Source organism: Pseudomonas sp. QL9, assembly GCF_041409665.1.
GTDB classification, from domain to species: Bacteria; Pseudomonadota; Gammaproteobacteria; order Pseudomonadales; family Pseudomonadaceae; genus Pseudomonas; species Pseudomonas knackmussii.
This window is the reverse complement of the sequence record NZ_CP166971.1, coordinates 4,252,400-4,273,746: the sequence shown is the minus strand read 5'-3', so window position 1 is coordinate 4,273,746 and position 21,347 is coordinate 4,252,400. Positions and strand designations below refer to the sequence as shown.

Annotated in this window: 7 protein-coding genes, 1 tRNA gene and 4 pseudogenes; 5 read left to right on the top strand and 7 right to left on the bottom strand. The window is 59.8% G+C overall.

Annotated elements, in window-relative coordinates:
* Nucleotides 1-9 precede the first annotated feature (9 nt).
* Nucleotides 10-342: a hypothetical protein gene (locus tag ACA097_RS19900; RefSeq protein WP_371365467.1), complete on the top strand. Its 333-nt coding sequence runs from the start codon at nucleotides 10-12 to the stop codon at nucleotides 340-342.
* Between the two features lie 90 nt (nucleotides 343-432).
* Here ACA097_RS19900 and ACA097_RS19895 read toward each other — a convergent pair whose 3' ends face one another.
* Nucleotides 433-1,470: a diguanylate cyclase gene (locus ACA097_RS19895; RefSeq protein ID WP_371365465.1), complete on the bottom strand. Its 1,038-nt coding sequence runs from the start codon at nucleotides 1,468-1,470 to the stop codon at nucleotides 433-435.
* Between the two features lie 587 nt (nucleotides 1,471-2,057).
* On the opposite strand from ACA097_RS19895, the gene ACA097_RS19890 reads away from it, so the two are divergent.
* Entirely contained in the window at nucleotides 2,058-3,359 is a 1,302-nt protein-coding gene (locus ACA097_RS19890) for a type II toxin-antitoxin system HipA family toxin (protein WP_371365463.1), read from the top strand.
* A gap of 107 nt (nucleotides 3,360-3,466) precedes the next feature.
* On the opposite strand, the pseudogene ACA097_RS19885 reads toward ACA097_RS19890, so the two are convergent.
* Nucleotides 3,467-3,894 (bottom strand): annotated as a pseudogene (locus tag ACA097_RS19885) (TrlF family ATPase); the annotation flags it as partial.
* Between the two features lie 645 nt (nucleotides 3,895-4,539).
* Between ACA097_RS19885 and ACA097_RS19880 the strand changes: the two are divergent.
* Nucleotides 4,540-6,924: an autotransporter outer membrane beta-barrel domain-containing protein gene (locus ACA097_RS19880; protein ID WP_371365461.1), complete on the top strand. Its 2,385-nt coding sequence runs from the start codon at nucleotides 4,540-4,542 to the stop codon at nucleotides 6,922-6,924.
* 112 nt (nucleotides 6,925-7,036) lie between these two features.
* Here ACA097_RS19880 and ACA097_RS19875 read toward each other — a convergent pair whose 3' ends face one another.
* The 4 genes and pseudogenes from ACA097_RS19875 to ACA097_RS19860 form a co-directional block, all read right to left on the bottom strand.
* The gene (locus tag ACA097_RS19875) at nucleotides 7,037-7,276 is read right to left on the bottom strand and encodes a hypothetical protein (RefSeq protein WP_371365459.1); all 240 of its coding nucleotides are present in this window, start codon (nucleotides 7,274-7,276) and stop codon (nucleotides 7,037-7,039) included.
* A 384-nt stretch (nucleotides 7,277-7,660) separates the two neighbouring features.
* A tRNA-Thr gene (locus ACA097_RS19870) sits at nucleotides 7,661-7,737 on the bottom strand.
* Nucleotides 7,738-7,899: 162 nt separating this feature from the next.
* Nucleotides 7,900-8,037 (bottom strand): annotated as a pseudogene (locus ACA097_RS19865) (integrase core domain-containing protein); the annotation flags it as partial.
* 35 nt (nucleotides 8,038-8,072) lie between these two features.
* Nucleotides 8,073-9,229: pseudogene (locus ACA097_RS19860) on the bottom strand (IS3 family transposase).
* Nucleotides 9,230-10,440: 1,211 nt separating this feature from the next.
* Here ACA097_RS19860 and ACA097_RS19855 point away from each other — a divergent pair.
* Together ACA097_RS19855 and ACA097_RS19850 are read left to right on the top strand one after the other, a co-directional pair.
* On the top strand, nucleotides 10,441-10,542 hold the full coding sequence (locus ACA097_RS19855) for a hypothetical protein (RefSeq protein ID WP_371365457.1): 102 nt from the start codon (nucleotides 10,441-10,443) through the stop codon (nucleotides 10,540-10,542).
* 230 nt (nucleotides 10,543-10,772) lie between these two features.
* A pseudogene (locus ACA097_RS19850) lies at nucleotides 10,773-12,029 on the top strand (IS66 family transposase).
* Nucleotides 12,030-12,327: 298 nt separating this feature from the next.
* On the opposite strand, the gene ACA097_RS19845 reads toward ACA097_RS19850, so the two are convergent.
* Entirely contained in the window at nucleotides 12,328-20,922 is an 8,595-nt protein-coding gene (locus tag ACA097_RS19845; RefSeq protein ID WP_371365455.1) for an Ig-like domain-containing protein, read from the bottom strand.
* Nucleotides 20,923-21,347 lie beyond the last annotated feature (425 nt).

The window sequence follows — 21,347 nt, the reverse complement described above, 5'->3', positions numbered from 1 at the left end:
GTAGCCGTCATGGCCAAGATCGAAGTCGACAACATCCTTCCCAGCATGACCGCGGCTGCGAAAGCGGAATTCAGCCAGAAATGGCCGGCGATCAAGAGCTATGCCGAAGCCGAACTGCGCAAACTTGCGCAAACCCTGGCGCAGATCGAAACCTTGCGGGCGGCCGGGCAAATCAGCGAAGGCGAAGCCAGCGTTCTGCTTGAGATGCAAAGGAACACGGCGCGAGCGGTAATGCTCGCAGTGAAGGGCATGTCCGCGATTCTGGTTGAGGCGGCCCTTAATGCAGCGCTGGACGCGATCAAGGACATCATCAATGGAGCGCTCGGCTTCATCCTGTTGTAGCTGTCGTCGCTACGGGAGTTCCTTGCGCTGCACGGCCAGCCTCAATGGCTGGCCTCAGGGCACTTGATACACCGGATGCCCGCGCCGCAATCAGGCCACCGAAGCCCCGCGCTTGCGCTGTTGCTTGACCCGGTACATCTCGCGGTCGGCGAGTTTGATCGCCTCGTCTGCATCGATGCCATCCGCCAGCAAAGCCACGACCCCGACACTGGCGCCGCCGTACTGGATGTCCGTGCCGCTGGCCAGTGCATAGCGCCCCACCGTGGCCTTCGCCAGCCGGCCCTGCAACAGCCTGGCAGCCAGCTCCATGTCCTCCGCCAGCGTGCCTTGCCCGGCAAGGTTGCCTAGCGCACAGACGACGAATTCGTCGCCGCCGGTGCGCCCAAGGACGTCGCTACCGCGCAGGCAATCCTTCAGGCGCTCGGCAATCTGGCTGAGGAACTGGTCGCCGGATTGGTGGCCATGGTTGTCGTTGATCTGCTTGAAGCCATCGAGGTCGATGACAGCGACCAGGATGAAGCGCCGCTCTCGCCGGGCCATCGCCAGCAGGCGCGGGATTTCGCCGAGGATCGCGCGGCGATTGTACAGCCCGGTCAGTGCATCTGTCAGGGCCAATTGGGCGAGCTCGGAGTTGAGCACCTGCAGGCGATCGACCAGGACCTCGCGCTCCAGCGAATAACCCAGCAGCCCGGACAGCAGCGAGAGCATCGGCTCCATCTGCTCATTGCGCGCCACCTTCATCGCGCTCGCAGCGCACACGGTGCCCAGGACGCGACCGTCCTGCGCCCGAATCGGCGCGCTGACATAGGTGCGGATGCCCAGCGCGCGGGCCGCATCCGAATCGCCCCAGCATCCGGAAACATCGTCGGTGTAGGCACGCCCCTCGTCGAGCGCACGCTTGCACAAAGTGTCCTCCCACGGCACCTGCAGCCCTTCGGGGATTTCCATGTCGCCGTCATTGCGGGCGAACTCCACGCGCTGCACGCCCTGCTCCAGGTCGATGGTCGTCAGGTAGGTCGATTCCATCCCGGTCACCTGACCCAGCAAGGCCAGCAGCGGCCGGGTCAGCTGCTCCAGGCTCTTGGCCTGCGGAACGGTCGTGGAAAGGAACGAAAGCAGTTGATCCATGAAGAACTCTCTGGGGTGGGCGTGCCTGCCAATCATCATCAACGCGAAGCTTGCGCGCTAGCTTCACCAGCGCTTTGGCTGACGGTCAATCAGGACATTTCCCTAGCAGGGAACTGCTGCCAGCGACCGAATACAGCAGGCATGCCAGAGGCGAAGTCGCTCAAGCTCGCGCATTGCACGGGAGCCCCTCGGAAACCAAAGCGAGCGAGAATCTTGGCCAGCGTTTGGAAGGCCGGCCTGCACCAACACCTTTCCGCCCCCAGAAAAGCAAAGCCCCCGAAACGCTAGGCATTTCAGGGGCTTGGCAGGGTGTTCTGGAGCGGGCGAAGGGAAATGGAGCCATTTCTCGCTTCCCCCGTAACAACCGCCTTTCCCACGAAATATGGATGCGGAGGTTATCAGGAGCTGACTAGCTCAGCCACCGAATCAGAATATCTGAAATTCAGATATAGTCTAGCCCCACGACAGCGAAAATTTTCAGCCGGGGCCGAGGAGCATATGCAGCAACTCCCAACTAGCCTGCGTTGGCGCCATATCCGACCGATGAACTGCCGTCCCACCACTCAGCAGATCGCTAAGGAGTGCTGGTGAGCCATCTGACATTGCAGACCTTTCTGAACGGCGATTGGCATGACGCCATGAAAATCACACTGGACTCGCAGCGAGGATTAATGGGGCTGTGCAGCTTTCACTACCTGCCCGAATACCTCATAGAGTTCGCGAGCGATGCGAGTCCCCCTGCTGCGGCTGTCAGCGCAAACCTCCCCTTGGACTGGAATGTCCATGTTGAAAGTAGCGCCCCTGCGTTCCTCCACGATCTGGCTCCATCTGGAGCGGCCCGCAGATCGTTGCTCAACCTGTCGCACCAGGTAACGAGGCAGACACAATCAACAAACGTATTCCTACTGCAGCATTTTACAGCGCACTCGATAGGCCACCTTCGAGCGAAACCTTCTGAGCCAAACCCAGGGTTGCCACAGCCGACGTATCGGCGTGAAGAGATCATCCAATGGGGTACCCCGTGGCCGCTGCCAGAAAGCGTCCTCGCATACGGTCTAGGAGCAAATGGTGAAGCGCCTAAGCTGCTACTGACGGAGGTCTCCGACGATCAATTCAGTACAGATGGGCTGGTTAACGATGCAGAGGCGAAAAACCACTGGCTCATCAAATTCGCTCGTAACCGTAAAACGGCAACGGATCGGGACATCCTTCGAGCGGAGTACTGCTACTACAAAGCCCTGCATCAGCTCGGAATAGAAACGGTATACTCAGACGACATGCGCCTAGAGGAAGGCCCTGAGCCCTGCCTGTGGATGAGGCGCTTTGATCGAAATGCGACAGCGGGGCAAGTTCTCAGGCACCCAGTCGAGTCGGTCTATTCCGTCATGGGCGTGACCACCCCGGGCACCCGTCTGGATCATGTCTCAGTGCTCGATTCTCTAGCGGAGCTGTGGCTTGCTGCAGGGCAATCGGCGCAAATTCCGGAGCTCGTCGCCGAGTACGTACGACGCGACTTGATTAACCTGGTTTTGGGAAACAGTGATAACCACGGCCGCAACACATCGATAATCCGTGCGCCAGTACTACGCCTAGCCCCGATTTACGACCTAGCCCCTATGGTCATGGACGAGGAAGGCATCAGTCGAGCAATGCGCTGGCCTAAAGCGATTGAGCAAGGTGGAGTTGTCGACTGGCGACAGGCATGTGCGGCGGTGTCTCGGTGGGCACATCCAGAGCAGCTATTTGAGAGGTTAAGACGCGAGGCACAGCGCTTGATCGCACTACCTGACCTGCTAAGCCAAATCGGACTCCCAACCTCCGTAAGCAACCACCCGGCCATTGTCTTAGCGCAAATGAGCCAACGGAGCAATTTGCGAAGTCTGCTGTAGTTGTGCAGCAAGCGACTGCAATCGGTTCACTCATCGCCATCGGCCAAAGGTGAGTCAAGATCGACGTGGATACCTACCACCATGGACTGAGCGCGAGTTCTTAGCTCCCCGCCAATCAACGTATTGAGATTCGGAGAAACATAAATCTCCTGGTCAGCGAGAAATTTAAAACCACTGCATTTCAGGAAAACGATTCTCGGATGTGTTTGCTCGTCCGAGAGGCGTGCCTCTTGTTGTAGGCAAAGTCGCGACTTACCGTCGAGAAAAGCCTGGCGAAGCGAGCTAATCGAAGGCTTTGATGACTTGACCCACGTTTTCCGATAACCAAAGCATTTTGGAGAGAATGACCTTCATCGTCAGCCATCAGCGACTTTGCATCAGAAGACTGCACGTAGGCAGGCTGCCGTCCGACACGCGACTAGTCCTTATTCCTCCCCTCCAAGATCGAGCGATACTTCTCGGGCATTGGATAACTCGTCACCTCAAGAGCCAAAAGCCCTGGCAACTTGAAGTCATCGATATTACGAGCGGCTGCCTTTGCCGCTGGTGGTCATGGAGCGTGCATCCGGATCGGTGAGCGAGAATTGTCCATCTGGTGCTTCGCGTATGTCGGACGACCATTACCCTCCTTGAGATAGAACGGTTCGATCAGCGCCAGCAGTACTGTCCATGACACTACCTACAATCTCTGACATAAAGCGCTCGTGCCTGGTCTGATTGCGTCTACCGACGTACTCGGCGTTGGAAAAGCTAATCTGGGCTCAGGTATAGCGGGACGCTATTTCAGCAGATCGGTCGGGACTTGAGCTCCCCTACCAGGTCTAGTCGTGGGGAGGCGAACTCTTCCGCGGTGAGGCTAGCAGCGGTTCAGGCTGCAGCACAAGCGGGAGCGCGACCATCCATTTGAGAACTATCCTGATCTGTAATTGGACAGAAATTTAATTCTCCTGCTAGGCTGAAACAAGCCTTTGGATTTCATGCTCTCAACATCAACCGTGCGTAAAAACAAGGCTTTAATGCCCTATTAAATCTGAACCAGCACAAAAGGAGATATTTTGGACCACCCCCACCATTGAAGTGTCAGTGTATCGCATGCCCCGCACGGGGCAGATGTGATGGATTTTTACTTTCCGCCTATTCATGGCGCTTTGAAAATTCAAACAATACAGGAGGTGGTAATATGAAAAAAATCAAAGAGCAGTCCGCGAAAATATTTATCCTATTATCATTACCTTTCAGCCTTATATGCACTGCAAGAGCTGCTTCCTTAAGCATTTCGGGAAATTCGATCTCAATAACTGAAAATGTGCAATACGACACAGTACTGGTGGATGGAGGGCGGCTCATTATAAGTGGGGCGAATTTAGGAACCACAGGCCTGGAAATCAAAGGAAGCCATGAGGCACCGGGCGTCGTCACCGTTATCAACGGCGGAACTCTCGCGGGTGGACTAATATTGGTTGGCGGCAGCGATGAGCCAGATAACACAGGCATCGTTCAATTGAAAGGCACCGGGACGAATCTTATTTCAGCGATCGGCCTTAATATCGGCGCCTATGAGCCTGGAGAAGGAGTTGTCGATATTTCTGAGGGCGCACATGCGAATACAGCCGTCTCGCCCATTGGTGATCTGATGGCAATCGCAGGAGGTACAGGAATTGTTTCGGTATCTGGTGCCGGCAGCGAATGGACTGCCAACAAAATTTCTCTCGGCTTTGGCGGGGAGAACGGCAAGGCGGTACTCAATGTATCAAATTCCGCCACCGTGAAAGCCAATCTGATTTCCGTATCCGACAAAAACTACGGCTGGTTAATTATTGGATCAGCTAATCAGCCAACTCAACCCGGCGAGATTATCGTACCGAAGATAGAGCTAAACTCAGCAAATTCCTTTCTCGTACTAAATCACCTAAGTACCAACTATAATGCAAACTGGAGCACGACAGGTATCGGTAGCCTCTACTCTCTCAGCGGAACAACTCAACTGAACATGCCTAATACCTACAGCGGATATACTGTCGTCCGCTCTGGCCTTCTTCGCGCCGGCTCAGCAAACGTATTCAGCCCGGACTCTGTATACTACGTAACTTCATCCGGTGCCCTGGACCTTAATGGCATCGATCAAAGCACGGGCACACTGCATAATACCGGGACGGTCTACTTTGACAAGCAAGCAACCCGCGCCGGCACAACGCTCACTGTCATTGGTGACTATCACGGCTCGGGAGGCACGCTGACGTTTAATGGCATACTGGCAGGAGACAACTCTATCACTGACAGATTGCATATTACTGGCAATGCAGATGGTGGAACGAACGTAAGCGTCAAGAACATGGGCGGGCAAGGCGCTGAAACCGTAGAGGGGATTAAGCTCATTTCCGTCGGCGGTAACATCGCCAGTGGAACAGAGTTCCGCCAGATCAACCGGATCGTTGCCGGAGCCTACGATTATCGTTTGGTGCGAGGAGGGAATGGTGGCGACGCGAAAAGTTGGTATCTGACGAGTACGGCCCAACCGATAAATCCTCCAGACCCGGTGAATCCAATAAACCCAATTGATCCCGAGACTCCGGCGCCTCCGCCTCCGCCGCCCGCTCCAGAAGTGAATATCAACCGTCCAGAGGCTGGCAGCTACATGACCAATCAGGCTGCCACTCACGAAATGTTTACGCTACGCCTTGAAGATAGGGGAGAGGACAGGTCTTATATTGACCCTACTAGCGGCGAAAAGAAAGTCACCAGCATGTGGCTACGTGCGGACGCTCGTGACGTTCACAACCGCGATCAGGATGAGCAGTTGAAAACCCAGGAGGATCGCTACGTAGTTCAATTAGGTGGCGATGTGGCGCGGGGTAGCTTCTTCCAAAGGGACGAATGGCACCTCGGACTCATGGCTGGTTATGGAAATAGCGATAGTAGCAGCCACTCTTTGCAAACCCACTATGAGTCAAGTGGCAACGTCGACGGCTATAGCATCGGCATATACGGAACTTGGTTCGACGACGGCCAATCTAAGACCGGAGCTTATATAGACACTTGGCTTCAATATGCCTGGTTTGACAACACTGTCCAGGGCCAGGGGCTCCCCAAGGAAAACTACGATTCCGATGGTTACCAAGCGTCAGTGGAGTCAGGTTACACCTTCCCACTCGGTGGCGCGGACAGCAATCTTTACATACAACCTCAAGCCCAGTTAGTATGGGACAATATAGACACTTCCAAGCTCCGAGAAACCAACGGCACCGTCATTTCCCCCCCGAATGAAGAGAACCTCAACAGCAGACTTGGTGCGAAGCTTTTCGTGAAAATCAGGCCCCAGAATGCGGATATCCTGTGGGCACCGTATATCTCAGCGAACTGGCTTCACAACACCCAAAACTATGGAGTGAGGATGGACCACACCACTCAGTACATGGGTGGGGCAAAGAATACTAGCGAGATGAAAATAGGTGTGAATGGGATGCTTACTGAGCAACTTAGCATATGGGGAAGTATAAGCGGTAGGGCTGGTGATGACCATTACAGTGAGACTAGCGGGGCATTTGGTATAAGTTACAACTTCTAAAAATATCCGAACAATTCACCGCCAACCTAGCCATAGCCTGTTCAATGCGCCATCAACCCAACCGCCAATGGCAAATATCCAGAAACCCGGGCTTTTCTCGGGCTTCTGCCTTTTACAGGCGCACCTGTCCCACATTCGCCAGAAAATGTAGGCGGGCCATCCACAGGTTCGAGAAAGCTAACATCTTGACCAGCTGGACGGTGTTCTTGGACAAGCAACGAAAGCATACCTTCGTGCAGCCGAACTGACGCTGCGAGGCGATCTCATGCAATGCTTCCGCCATCGCCGGGCGGCTGAGGGCGAACCAGTTTTGCTGTAGTTGAATGCTCAAGCAGTTATGGCGGACGACCATTGCCCTCCTTGGGATAGAACAGCTCGATCAGTACCACCAGCATTACCCATGACACTACCTGCTATCTCTGACAGAAAGCGCTCGCGTCGAGCGATGTTTGGCGAGACCGAGTGGAGGGCAACAGCCATCGCCATTACGAAGCGGCATGGAGAGCTGCAGCAGGCACAAGAGCGCCACGAGGGTAGGCCTCGCAGCAGTTTGTGCCCCTGGACGACATTGGCGACATTGGCGACATTGGCGACATTGGCGACATTTTCTGCTGTGCTAACCATGCTGCATGTCGAATTCATCTCATCGTCGACACCAATTTGCGCGGGACGCTGAGCCAATATTGGCGTAGAGGCACTATCACGCTGACCGCTAACATTTGGAGGCTGAAGGAGATGGCGCCGGCACCAGGAATCGAACCCGGGGCCTACTGATTACAAGTCAATTGATCTACCTGCTGTAGCTATATCGGCGTAAAGTTGAAGGAGGGAATAAAGAATGCTGTGCCATACCGCGGAGCGGTCTACCCGACACAGAGCGACTATAAACTTGGGGACTTATCGATTAAGCCTATCTTTGCGGAGTAAGAGCAATAGGGTTGACTTGCCGCTATCAAACCGGAAACCGGCCTCCCGTTAGGTTGATGCCTCAGCCAGGCGCCTGAACTCCCGAGGCGAACGGTAGTTCAGTGCGCTGTGCGGATGTTCCTCGTTGTAATGCTCGAAGGCGATGGCCAGGTTGCGCAGGGCCGTCGCTCGATCGGACTTGGGCATGTGGCTGGTCTGTCCCGGAACTGGTGGACAGGTAGTTAAGAGCTACTGCTCGCATTTCGCCGCTCAAACTCCATCGGACTGAGATAGCCCAACGTCGAGTGGCGACGGCGGTGATTGTAAAAGCGGATGTAGTCGAACAGGTCGGTTTTCGCCTCCTGGTAGCTGGCGTAGCGAGTCAGGTACACCCGCTCAGCCTTCAGCGAACGGAAGAAGCTCTCCATCGCCGCATTGTCCCAACAGTTTCCCCGCCGCGAGTGGCTGGGCACGATGCGATGCCGCCGTAGCAAGGCTTGGTAGTCGTACGCGCAGTATTGGCTGCCGCGATCCGAGTGCAGCAGTACCTCTTCCTGCGGCTGTCGGCGTGCCACGGCCATCTCCAGTGCGGCGTGTACCAGGGCCTGCTGCATGCGGTGGTGCATCGCCCAACCGACGACGGCGCGTGAATAGAGATCGAGCACGACGGCCAAGTACAACCAGCCCTGGGCCGTCCGCACGTAGGTCATGTCCGAGACCCAATGCCGGTTGGCGCGATCCGAGGCGAACTGGCGATCCAGATGATTTGGGGCAATCGGCAGTGCGTGACGACTGCTGGAAACCAGCCGCCAGCGCTTGCGCGAGCGAACTCGCAATCCGGCTTCGCGCATCAGTCGAGCAACCCGGTGTCGACCACAGGCATGCCCCATGGCCGCCAACTCGGCCTTGATTCGGCGATGGCCATAGATCCCACTCACCTCATGGTGGATGGTGCGGATCTCCTTGCTCAGACGCCGATTCGCCATCACTCTCGCCGAAGGTGGCCGCTGCTGCCAGGCATAGAAGCCGCTGCGGGATACCCGCAGCAGCCGGCGCATCGGCGCTACGGGATAGCGACCGGCCAACGCCTCGATGGCGCGGAACTTCACTTCGTGAGCTGCGAGAAGATGGCGAGCGCCTTTTTTAAAACATCGCGCTCCATGGTGACCTGAGCCAGTTGCTGGCGTAAGCGACGCAGCTCCGCGCTCTCGCCCCGCTGCTTGCCATTGCCCGGAAAGGCACCGTCACCTTGCTGCTCGTACTGGCGCTTCCATTTGCCCAACAGGCTTTCAGCGATGCCCAGCGACTCGGCGACATGACGAAGCGGCGTACCGGCAAGTACCTGGTCTACCGCCTCGCGTTTGAAGGATTCGGGAAAACGTCGTCTGGTCTGGGTCATGAACACTCCTTGCGGTGGGCATTATCCACCTTAAGTCAGTGTCCACTCAGCCCGGGACAGACCAGACAGACTAATAAGTATAAATTGCGATCCTTGAGCTGCGCTGAAGCAATACCGAAAGCTGGAAAGGAAGCTCTCTGCGATGGATACAAACCGAGGATATTTCTATATATCATTGAGACCTAATTCCCCACTACCAACGGTGGATGCAACCGGTCACGCCTTACACTGATTAGGCAAGTAGAAGCATTGCGGCCGAGCGAAGTCGTGTTCTTAGAAGTCGGCAAGCACCGAATGCAGCCGCAGGGAATGGGCTTGCCGGTGCTTCGACAGAAGGTCGGACGATTCATAGATAATTTTCTCTTAGAACAATTTAAAAGAGCTGCTGCTCCTGCGTGAAACTTCTCAATACCTAGGGCCACCGTGGCCTTCTGAAAAAGGTAAGCAATGCCTGGCGGGGGGAGCGCCTGAATATGCAGGCGCCGCATGCAATCCAAACTGCAAGGAGATTTCCTCATTTTGGGTCAACATTTCTGACCGGCATAGCAGCGCTCATTGGTCAACAATCGTATCTAAACGATTGCAATTCCCCGTGGCCAACCAAAGCGTAATTCAGCCGCCGACGGCACATTCTCGTTAAGCAGCTTTATTACCTGGGCCAAAGCCAATGACTCTTCCTATCCTATACTATTGGAAACCCGGATCTCGGAAGAACGGCAAGATTGGGCGGGGCCAGCACTTGTCAATATGGACAGAGTCGTCGCCAGCCACAGCGCCCGAGATCAAAGACAGCGGATTGCTCACTCTCGCAAAAAGTTGGAACGCAAGCTGCGAAGGTCAGCAAGATCGCTCTGCAGTCCTGGCCCGGTTATGCGGTACTGATGAGCCCCTGATTTCGAACCATGGAGTGCAGATTAGAGCGTGAGGCGTTGCGGGCAAACAAGACTTATCTCAAACCTTCGAAAATTGCAGATTTTATCTTTGTAAGCGCTCCACAGCCCCCCCTTCAACTATACGATCCGCTTTCGATGCTGGGCTCCCATTTTGCCAGTGAACTCCTGTCATGATGCGTCCGGACACCAATGTCAATGTCGTCTACCTCTACTTCTCTAAGTCCATCGATGGTCTGGCGGCCCTGGTGGAGTTGGATATCAAAGTGTCCGTGTTCGATCCAGTGTTGATTTGTCTTCCTCAACAAAACACGCAACCGTGTGAAGATTGTCTGCTGGGATCGCAACGGCCTCTGTCTCAGTCTCAAGCGCCTGCACAAGACCAAGCCTAATGCTGAAGAGCCCATCGTGTTGACAGTGTAGGAACCGAATCAGCTGCTGGCAGGTTTCGACCTCCGGGGGATCCAGCCACACCAGGAGCTGCCCCTGTGTTTTGTGAGCTGAGCCGGTATAATCCGGCTCCATGAAATCTGGCGCAGACTACCTTCCCAACGGTCCAGTCCTGCTATACGACCTGGTCCGGCAATTGCTGGACCAAGTCGCTCTGCTGCGCCAAAAACTGTTCTCGCCAAAGTCCGAGCGCAGCCCCGAGGATGCCGTCCCCTCAACTTGCCATGTTCAACGAGGCTGAGGAGTTGCTCGACGAGACTGCTGGCGAATCGATTGAGACCGAGGTCGAAGAAGTCGTCGCCCCAGTGAGACGACGTGGCAAGCGCAAGCCTCTTTCAGTCGAGCTGCCGCGCGTTGAAATCGTCCACGAACTGCCTGAGCACGAGCGTACCTGTGCCTACGGCGCTTGCAAGCAGGTGATCGGCGAAGAGACCAGCGAGCAATTGGAGATCATCCGGATGCAGGTACGGGCGATCCGCCATATCAACAAAACCTTCGCCTGCAAGGCCTGCAAAACCGCCCCGGTGACCGCCGACAAGCCAGCCCAACTGATCGAGAAAAGCCTGGCCAGCCCCAGAGTGCTGGCCATGCTGCTGACCACCAAGTACGCCGATGGCATCCTGCTGTATCGCTTCGAGAAAATGCTCAGCCGGCATGGCATCGACATCCCCCGCCAGCCCCTGGCGCACTGAGTGATCCAGGCCGGCGAACAGGTGCAGCCCCTGCTCAACCTCATGCGTGACCAGTTGCTGGGCTATCCGGTGTTGCACTGCGACGAACCCCGGCCGCAGGTATTGCATGGCCCCGAGCAAGGTCCCACGGCGCAGTCCTGGATGTGGGTGCAAAGCGGCAGCCCACCGGGGCACCCTGTCGTCCTTTTCGACTACAGCACGAGCCGTGCGCAGGAGGTACTGCTGCGCCTGCTTGCAGGCTATCGCGGCTACCTGATGACCGATGACTATGCCGGCTACAACGCGGTGACAGCACAAGACAGCATCGAACGCTTGACCTCCTGGGCCCACGCTCGCCGCAAATTCCTCGAGGAGCTGAAAGTGCAGCCCAAGGGCAAGATCGAACGCGCCGATATGGCCTTGAACCTGCTCAACCAGCTCTATGGCATCGAGCGCGATCATAAGGACAGCGGCGACGTGGAATGCCAAGCTGTAAAAAAACGGCGCAGCCTGTCGATCCTCAGCACCAGATCTGGCTGGAGGAGGCTCAGCCGCGGGTCACGGTCCAGAACGCCCTGGGCAAAGCGGTGAACTACCTCGCCAGCGACTGGAGCAAGCACGTGCGCTATGTCTAGGGGGCATCTTCCCATCGACAACAACCGTACCGAGGACGCCATTCGCTCCTTTGTGATCGGACGCAAGAATTGGCTATTCAGCGGCACACCCAAAGGCGCCACGGCCAGCACGCAGATTTACAGCCTGATCGAAACCGCGAAAGCTAACGGGTAAGAGCCCTATGCCTGGCTGCAGGCATGTGCTGGAGCGCCTGCCGGCCGCCAACCGCGTCGAGGATATCGAAGCGCAGTTGCCGTGGAACTGCTCACCGACAAGCGCATCCTGATCACAAGGTCTCGTCAATGAAAGACGGGGTTTATTGAGCGAATACGTTCCATCTGCCGTAGCTGTTCAGCCAGGGTGGTTAGCGGAATGATGATGAGCGCACACAGCGCGCTTTTGAGCTTGTAGCTCACGATATGGGCTCCGTGCGGGCTGGTAAGCCAGCCCGCGTTTTTTGGGGGGGTAAGGGTTAGACGAGGGTAACGGTGACGCCCTGTTCGACCAACAATTGGGCATCCAGCGCGGAGTGCTGGTAGCTGACGTAGGTAACGCCGTCCACGCTGATGGTACCGGTGTTGGCCCAGTCGCCCGGATCCATACCGTTGGGCAGCAGATCATCAAGCGTAACTGTATCGCCGGAATTGCCACGAACCATCATCTGGACGTCGCCATTGAGATGGAACAGGTCCTTGCCGCCTTGATCCAGCACGTCGCCCAACGAGAGCTTGAGCGCATTGTTGCCCGGGGAGGTCATGTCAATCACCTCTACCGAGTTGATCTTGCCGTTCAACGCGGAGAAGTCGAGCAACTGGTCGGCACCGCTCAGCACCAACGTATCGATGCCCGCACCGCCATCAAGATTGGGGGCGCTGCTCAGGAAGTACGAGACATCCGCCATGTTGAAGATGTTGTCTTCCCCGCCACCCTGATAGCTCGCTCCGTTGTGCACTTCATGATAGATCTCCACCGGTGTAATAAACGGCTCGCCAGCCCAGTCGATGCGGATGTTATCCATCAGGATCCAGTCCGTGCCGGCATCAAACTCGAAGCGAGTAAAGGATGTCCCCTCGGGCATCTCCCATGTATGGGTGCCGTTTGCCTTCCAATCCGCATTAGCGCCAATTGTTTTCAGATCCACGCTCAGGATCAGATTGTCATAGGCATCGTAGAAACGAAGGGCCTGCCCGGACTGCGCCGTATTGATATCAAAGAAGTCCGCTGTAAAACGGAAAGCGGCGTGTCCTTTAAAGTCAACACCGACAGCGGCACCCGCGGTCGCCTGCAGCAAATATGAGTCGCCCTCGGTTCCCCAATAGCGGGCCCCAGCAGCAGTTTTATAGATCGGATCGAACGCCTTCTTCAGCGCGGTAATCGTCATAGAGCCGATATCCCTGCTTTGGCCGATAGCAAGACTTTGCGCGGAGAGCCACTCAAAGTCTTCCGCAATCGTGAGCTGTTGCTGCCACAGCAAATCCGATGAGTTGCCCGCTTGGTCAACAATGGACGCAGACATGACATCAGACCCGGCGCCCATGCCCAGTGTTATGGAGTTGAGGTAAATACCACCACCGTAGTCCTCTGGTGTCTCAATCGTGAAGCTGCCAATTGTGCCCCCCTCTGGCGCAACGAAGTCCATAGTATGCCCGTAGGTAGTGCCTAAAGAGCCCGAAGCTACACCCCAGGTACTGCCCGTCTTGTCCACCGTGCCGATGAGTTGGCCTTCAAGGTCATAGAATTTGTATATCGTCGTCTGCGCGCCATTGTCGATACCGCCCAACTTGAGGGATACCGACTTCGTACCGCCGTCGATGTCGATGGTCGTCTTTCTGTGACCGCCCCCCGTAGCTCCCTTGAGCACGGGGCCCGCAGAGACCTGACCCTCGAAATGCATCGTCATGCCATGAAAGTCGACGCTGCTGGAGGCCTCAGTACTACTGTAGGTAAAATCCGTGAAGCTGATCAGCTCAGGCGCATGCGCAGTCTTGACTGCGGCGGTGCCTGCGGCAGCTTCCGCTTCGGTGAGCACGTGCTCATAGCGCACACCATAGTGCGTGACGACAACCCGATCGCCCGCTACCACCTTCTGCGGGTCGAACGTGACCGCGACCTTGCTATCAACGGTTTGCTTGAGCGATTGCGGCATCGCAGGGCGGGCTGCCGCCTCCAGCAACGTGACCGTCACTGAACTTTCGACCCCGATGTTGCCAGCGGCATCCACCACGCGCGAGAGGATCGTCCAATCTTCGGAGTGCGTGTTGTTGTCCATGACAAACCAGTCGGCACCATTCGTCTCGGCATCCACCCATGTCGAGCCACCGTCGATGGACACCTGCACCTTTTCTCCTGCGCCCAAAACTGAGCTGAGCGTGCCGGACATCAGGCGTCCTGCGCTACCGTCGTTGGTGAGCAGGTCGGTATCGCTAAAGCCGCTGTCCTTGCCGATGTAAGTAAGGGTGGCAACTGCTGTCGGCGCGGTGATGTCTATCGGGCCGTCGATCAGGACAGGCAGTGACTCGTTGCCAGCCGGATCGGTCGCCGTCACTGTCGCGCCGGTGTCACCCGGCTCCAGCGGGTTCGGCACGCTCCAGTTGCCGCTGGCGTCCGCCACCACGGTGATCGTAGAGCTATCACTCGGATCGGTGATGATCACGGTCGAGCCCGGCTCGGCCGTACCGGCCAGCTCGGCTTCGGTGTTCACCGTGATCACCGGCGCATTCGGCGCCACGTTGTCATCGTAGGCCACGACGGTGTTGTCGCTGGGGCCGTTGCCGTTGCTATCGGTGGCGTTGACCACCAGCTCGCCTTCCGGCTGAACCACGCCGGCCGGGCTGTCGATGGTGTAGTTGCCCGACTCGTCGACCACCACGGAGCCCGTGCTGCCGTCCGGGAAGGTCACGTTCACGGTGGCACCCGGCTCGCTGCTGCCGCTGACGGTGATGGTACCGTCGCCGTTGTCGGTGATGACCGCGCTCGGCGCGTTCGGCGCCACGCTGTCGTCGTAGGCCACGACGGTGTTGTCGCTGGGGCCGTTGCCGTTGCTATCGGTGGCGTTGACCACCAGCTCGCCTTCCGGCTGAACCACGCCGGCCGGGCTGTCGATGGTGTAGTTGCCCGACTCGTCGACCACCACGGAGCCCGTGCTGCCGTCCGGGAAGGTCACGTTCACGGTGGCACCCGGCTCGCTGCTGCCGCTGACGGTGATGGTACCGTCGCCGTTGTCGGTGATGACCGCGCTCGGCGCGTTCGGCGCCACGCTGTCGTCGTAGGCCACGACGGTGTTGTCGCTGGGGCCGTTGCCGTTGCTATCGGTGGCGTTGACCACCAGCTCGCCTTCCGGCTGAACCACGCCGGCCGGGCTGTCGATGGTGTAGTTGCCCGACTCGTCGACCACCACGGAGCCCGTGCTGCCGTCCGGGAAGGTCACGTTCACGGTGGCACCCGGCTCGCTGCTGCCGCTGACGGTGATGGTACCGTCGCCGTTGTCGGTGATGACCGCGCTCGGCGCGTTCGGCGCCACGCTGTCGTCGTAGGCCACGACGGTGTTGTCGCTGGGGCCGTTGCCGTTGCTATCGGTGGCGTTGACCACCAGCTCGCCTTCCGGCTGAACCACGCCGGCCGGGCTGTCGATGGTGTAGTTGCCCGACTCGTCGACCACCACGGAGCCCGTGCTGCCGTCCGGGAAGGTCACGTTCACGGTGGCACCCGGCTCGCTGCTGCCGCTGACGGTGATGGTACCGTCGCCGTTGTCGGTGATGACCGCGCTCGGCGCGTTCGGCGCCACGCTGTCGTCGTAGGCCACGACGGTGTTGTCGCTGGGGCCGTTGCCGTTGCTATCGGTGGCGTTGACCACCAGCTCGCCTTCCGGCTGAACCACGCCGGCCGGGCTGTCGATGGTGTAGTTGCCCGACTCGTCGACCACCACGGAGCCCGTGCTGCCGTCCGGGAAGGTCACGTTCACGGTGGCACCCGGCTCGCTGCTGCCGCTGACGGTGATGGTACCGTCGCCGTTGTCGGTGATGACCGCGCTCGGCGCGTTCGGCGCCACGCTGTCGTCGTAGGCCACGACGGTGTTGTCGCTGGGGCCGTTGCCGTTGCTATCGGTGGCGTTGACCACCAGCTCGCCTTCCGGCTGAACCACGCCGGCCGGGCTGTCGATGGTGTAGTTGCCCGACTCGTCGACCACCACGGAGCCCGTGCTGCCGTCCGGGAAGGTCACGTTCACGGTGGCACCCGGCTCGCTGCTGCCGCTGACGGTGATGGTACCGTCGCCGTTGTCGGTGATGACCGCGCTCGGCGCGTTCGGCGCCACGCTGTCGTCGTAGGCCACGACGGTGTTGTCGCTGGGGCCGTTGCCGTTGCTATCGGTGGCGTTGACCACCAGCTCGCCTTCCGGCTGAACCACGCCGGCCGGGCTGTCGATGGTGTAGTTGCCCGACTCGTCGACCACCACGGAGCCCGTGCTGCCGTCCGGGAAGGTCACGTTCACGGTGGCACCCGGCTCGCTGCTGCCGCTGACGGTGATGGTACCGTCGCCGTTGTCGGTGATGACCGCGCTCGGCGCGTTCGGCGCCACGCTGTCGTCGTAGGCCACGACGGTGTTGTCGCTGGGGCCGTTGCCGTTGCTATCGGTGGCGTTGACCACCAGCTCGCCTTCCGGCTGAACCACGCCGGCCGGGCTGTCGATGGTGTAGTTGCCCGACTCGTCGACCACCACGGAGCCCGTGCTGCCGTCCGGGAAGGTCACGTTCACGGTGGCACCCGGCTCGCTGCTGCCGCTGACGGTGATGGTACCGTCGCCGTTGTCGGTGATGACCGCGCTCGGCGCGTTCGGCGCCACGCTGTCGTCGTAGGCCACGACGGTGTTGTCGCTGGGGCCGTTGCCGTTGCTATCGGTGGCGTTGACCACCAGCTCGCCTTCCGGCTGAACCACGCCGGCCGGGCTGTCGATGGTGTAGTTGCCCGACTCGTCGACCACCACGGAGCCCGTGCTGCCGTCCGGGAAGGTCACGTTCACGGTGGCACCCGGCTCGCTGCTGCCGCTGACGGTGATGGTACCGTCGCCGTTGTCGGTGATGACCGCGCTCGGCGCGTTCGGCGCCACGCTGTCGTCGTAGGCCACGACGGTGTTGTCGCTGGGGCCGTTGCCGTTGCTATCGGTGGCGTTGACCACCAGCTCGCCTTCCGGCTGAACCACGCCGGCCGGGCTGTCGATGGTGTAGTTGCCCGACTCGTCGACCACCACGGAGCCCGTGCTGCCGTCCGGGAAGGTCACGTTCACGGTGGCACCCGGCTCGCTGCTGCCGCTGACGGTGATGGTACCGTCGCCGTTGTCGGTGATGACCGCGCTCGGCGCGTTCGGCGCCACGCTGTCGTCGTAGGCCACGACGGTGTTGTCGCTGGGGCCGTTGCCGTTGCTATCGGTGGCGTTGACCACCAGCTCGCCTTCCGGCTGAACCACGCCGGCCGGGCTGTCGATGGTGTAGTTGCCCGACTCGTCGACCACCACGGAGCCCGTGCTGCCGTCCGGGAAGGTCACGTTCACGGTGGCACCCGGCTCGCTGCTGCCGCTGACGGTGATGGTACCGTCGCCGTTGTCGGTGATGACCGCGCTCGGCGCGTTCGGCGCCACGCTGTCGTCGTAGGCCACGACGGTGTTGTCGCTGGGGCCGTTGCCGTTGCTATCGGTGGCGTTGACCACCAGCTCGCCTTCCGGCTGAACCACGCCGGCCGGGCTGTCGATGGTGTAGTTGCCCGACTCGTCGACCACCACGGAGCCCGTGCTGCCGTCCGGGAAGGTCACGTTCACGGTGGCACCCGGCTCGCTGCTGCCGCTGACGGTGATGGTACCGTCGCCGTTGTCGGTGATGACCGCGCTCGGCGCGTTCGGCGCCACGCTGTCGTCGTAGGCCACGACGGTGTTGTCGCTGGGGCCGTTGCCGTTGCTATCGGTGGCGTTGACCACCAGCTCGCCTTCCGGCTGAACCACGCCGGCCGGGCTGTCGATGGTGTAGTTGCCCGACTCGTCGACCACCACGGAGCCCGTGCTGCCGTCCGGGAAGGTCACGTTCACGGTGGCACCCGGCTCGCTGCTGCCGCTGACGGTGATGGTACCGTCGCCGTTGTCGGTGATGACCGCGCTCGGCGCGTTCGGCGCCACGCTGTCGTCGTAGGCCACGACGGTGTTGTCGCTGGGGCCGTTGCCGTTGCTATCGGTGGCGTTGACCACCAGCTCGCCTTCCGGCTGAACCACGCCGGCCGGGCTGTCGATGGTGTAGTTGCCCGACTCGTCGACCACCACGGAGCCCGTGCTGCCGTCCGGGAAGGTCACGTTCACGGTGGCACCCGGCTCGCTGCTGCCGCTGACGGTGATGGTACCGTCGCCGTTGTCGGTGATGACCGCGCTCGGCGCGTTCGGCGCCACGCTGTCGTCGTAGGCCACGACGGTGTTGTCGCTGGGGCCGTTGCCGTTGCTATCGGTGGCGTTGACCACCAGCTCGCCTTCCGGCTGAACCACGCCGGCCGGGCTGTCGATGGTGTAGTTGCCCGACTCGTCGACCACCACGGAGCCCGTGCTGCCGTCCGGGAAGGTCACGTTCACGGTGGCACCCGGCTCGCTGCTGCCGCTGACGGTGATGGTACCGTCGCCGTTGTCGGTGATGACCGCGCTCGGCGCGTTCGGCGCCACGCTGTCGTCGTAGGCCACGACGGTGTTGTCGCTGGGGCCGTTGCCGTTGCTATCGGTGGCGTTGACCACCAGCTCGCCTTCCGGCTGAACCACGCCGGCCGGGCTGTCGATGGTGTAGTTGCCCGACTCGTCGACCACCACGGAGCCCGTGCTGCCGTCCGGGAAGGTCACGTTCACGGTGGCACCCGGCTCGCTGCTGCCGCTGACGGTGATGGTACCGTCGCCGTTGTCGGTGATGACCGCGCTCGGCGCGTTCGGCGCCACGCTGTCGTCGTAGGCCACGACGGTGTTGTCGCTGGGGCCGTTGCCGTTGCTATCGGTGGCGTTGACCACCAGCTCGCCTTCCGGCTGAACCACGCCGGCCGGGCTGTCGATGGTGTAGTTGCCCGACTCGTCGACCACCACGGAGCCCGTGCTGCCGTCCGGGAAGGTCACGTTCACGGTGGCACCCGGCTCGCTGCTGCCGCTGACGGTGATGGTACCGTCGCCGTTGTCGGTGATGACCGCGCTCGGCGCGTTCGGCGCCACGCTGTCGTCGTAGGCCACGACGGTGTTGTCGCTGGGGCCGTTGCCGTTGCTATCGGTGGCGTTGACCACCAGCTCGCCTTCCGGCTGAACCACGCCGGCCGGGCTGTCGATGGTGTAGTTGCCCGACTCGTCGACCACCACGGAGCCCGTGCTGCCGTCCGGGAAGGTCACGTTCACGGTGGCACCCGGCTCGCTGCTGCCGCTGACGGTGATGGTACCGTCGCCGTTGTCGGTGATGACCGCGCTCGGCGCGTTCGGCGCCACGCTGTCGTCGTAGGCCACGACGGTGTTGTCGCTGGGGCCGTTGCCGTTGCTATCGGTGGCGTTGACCACCAGCTCGCCTTCCGGCTGAACCACGCCGGCCGGGCTGTCGATGGTGTAGTTGCCCGACTCGTCGACCACCACGGAGCCCGTGCTGCCGTCCGGGAAGGTCACGTTCACGGTGGCACCCGGCTCGCTGCTGCCGCTGACGGTGATGGTACCGTCGCCGTTGTCGGTGATGACCGCGCTCGGCGCGTTCGGCGCCACGCTGTCGTCGTAGGCCACGACGGTGTTGTCGCTGGGGCCGTTGCCGTTGCTATCGGTGGCGTTGACCACCAGCTCGCCTTCCGGCTGAACCACGCCGGCCGGGCTGTCGATGGTGTAGTTGCCCGACTCGTCGACCACCACGGAGCCCGTGCTGCCGTCCGGGAAGGTCACGTTCACGGTGGCACCCGGCTCGCTGCTGCCGCTGACGGTGATGGTACCGTCGCCGTTGTCGGTGATGACCGCGCTCGGCGCGTTCGGCGCCACGCTGTCGTCGTAGGCCACGACGGTGTTGTCGCTGGGGCCGTTGCCGTTGCTATCGGTGGCGTTGACCACCAGCTCGCCTTCCGGCTGAACCACGCCGGCCGGGCTGTCGATGGTGTAGTTGCCCGACTCGTCGACCACCACGGAGCCCGTGCTGCCGTCCGGGAAGGTCACGTTCACGGTGGCACCCGGCTCGCTGCTGCCGCTGACGGTGATGGTACCGTCGCCGTTGTCGGTGATGACCGCGCTCGGCGCGTTCGGCGCCACGCTGTCGTCGTAGGCCACGACGGTGTTGTCGCTGGGGCCGTTGCCGTTGCTATCGGTGGCGTTGACCACCAGCTCGCCTTCCGGCTGAACCACGCCGGCCGGGCTGTCGATGGTGTAGTTGCCCGACTCGTCGACCACCACGGAGCCCGTGCTGCCGTCCGGGAAGGTCACGTTCACGGTGGCACCCGGCTCGCTGCTGCCGCTGACGGTGATGGTACCGTCGCCGTTGTCGGTGATGACCGCGCTCGGCGCGTTCGGCGCCGTAACGTCGACCGGACCGTCAATCACGGTCGGCAACGACTCGTTGCCCGCCGGGTCGGTCACAGTAACGGTCGCGCCGGTATCACCCGGCTCCAGCGGGTTCGGCACGCTCCAATTGCCACTTGCATCGACCACCACGGTGATTGTCGAGCCATCGCTCGGATCAGTGATGGTCACCGTCGAACCCGGCTCGGCCGTGCCGGCCAGCTCCGTTTCGGTGTTCACCGAGATCGATGGCGCGGCGGGAGGTGTTTTGTCCGCGGGCGCTGGATTTACACTGCCGCCACCACTACCACTACCACTACCACTACCACCGAAAGCTCCGATACCAAGAAGCCCCAACGCCCCAAGACCAATAGCAGCGGTGGGGAGCACTTTGCCGGAAAGTGGACTGAGCCCCGAGTCAAATGCAAGAGCATTGACTGAGTCCGCTTGCAGCACTCCAGATGTCGCTTCTCCATCAATCAAAAATGCCAGATCACGATCATTCTCACTTACAGCGATATACTCGTAATAATTGGAGTCCTCCGCCATACCGATTAATTGGCCTTCGTGCTCGAAGAACTCTTCAATGATGAGTACGGGTTGATCGGGGTCTTCGCCGTCGTGGGATACATGCAGATCCTTACCCATGCGCTTGACGGTGATTTTTTCAGGAGCGAAGCCAGTGCGACTGTCGGCGAGAATGTATTTGCCTCCCTTGATCGCTTGAATGCGGACTGGTGCAGCTCCCGTCTTACCCAAGGAGTGGCTCGTGGAAACGGTGTTTCCGTTCAGGACAGAGACTGTGATCATTTCTGCTGCGTTCTCTCAGTAAGTACAAAATATCAAGGCCCGCTGAAAGCAGTGTACGAAACCACATAAACAATCATTAGCGAGTCTCGGGGTGTAGAGAACGTACAGCTCCGTTTAGGTCGGCAGTATGGGAATGCTCTCAAAAGGGACGCTCACGAGAGCAG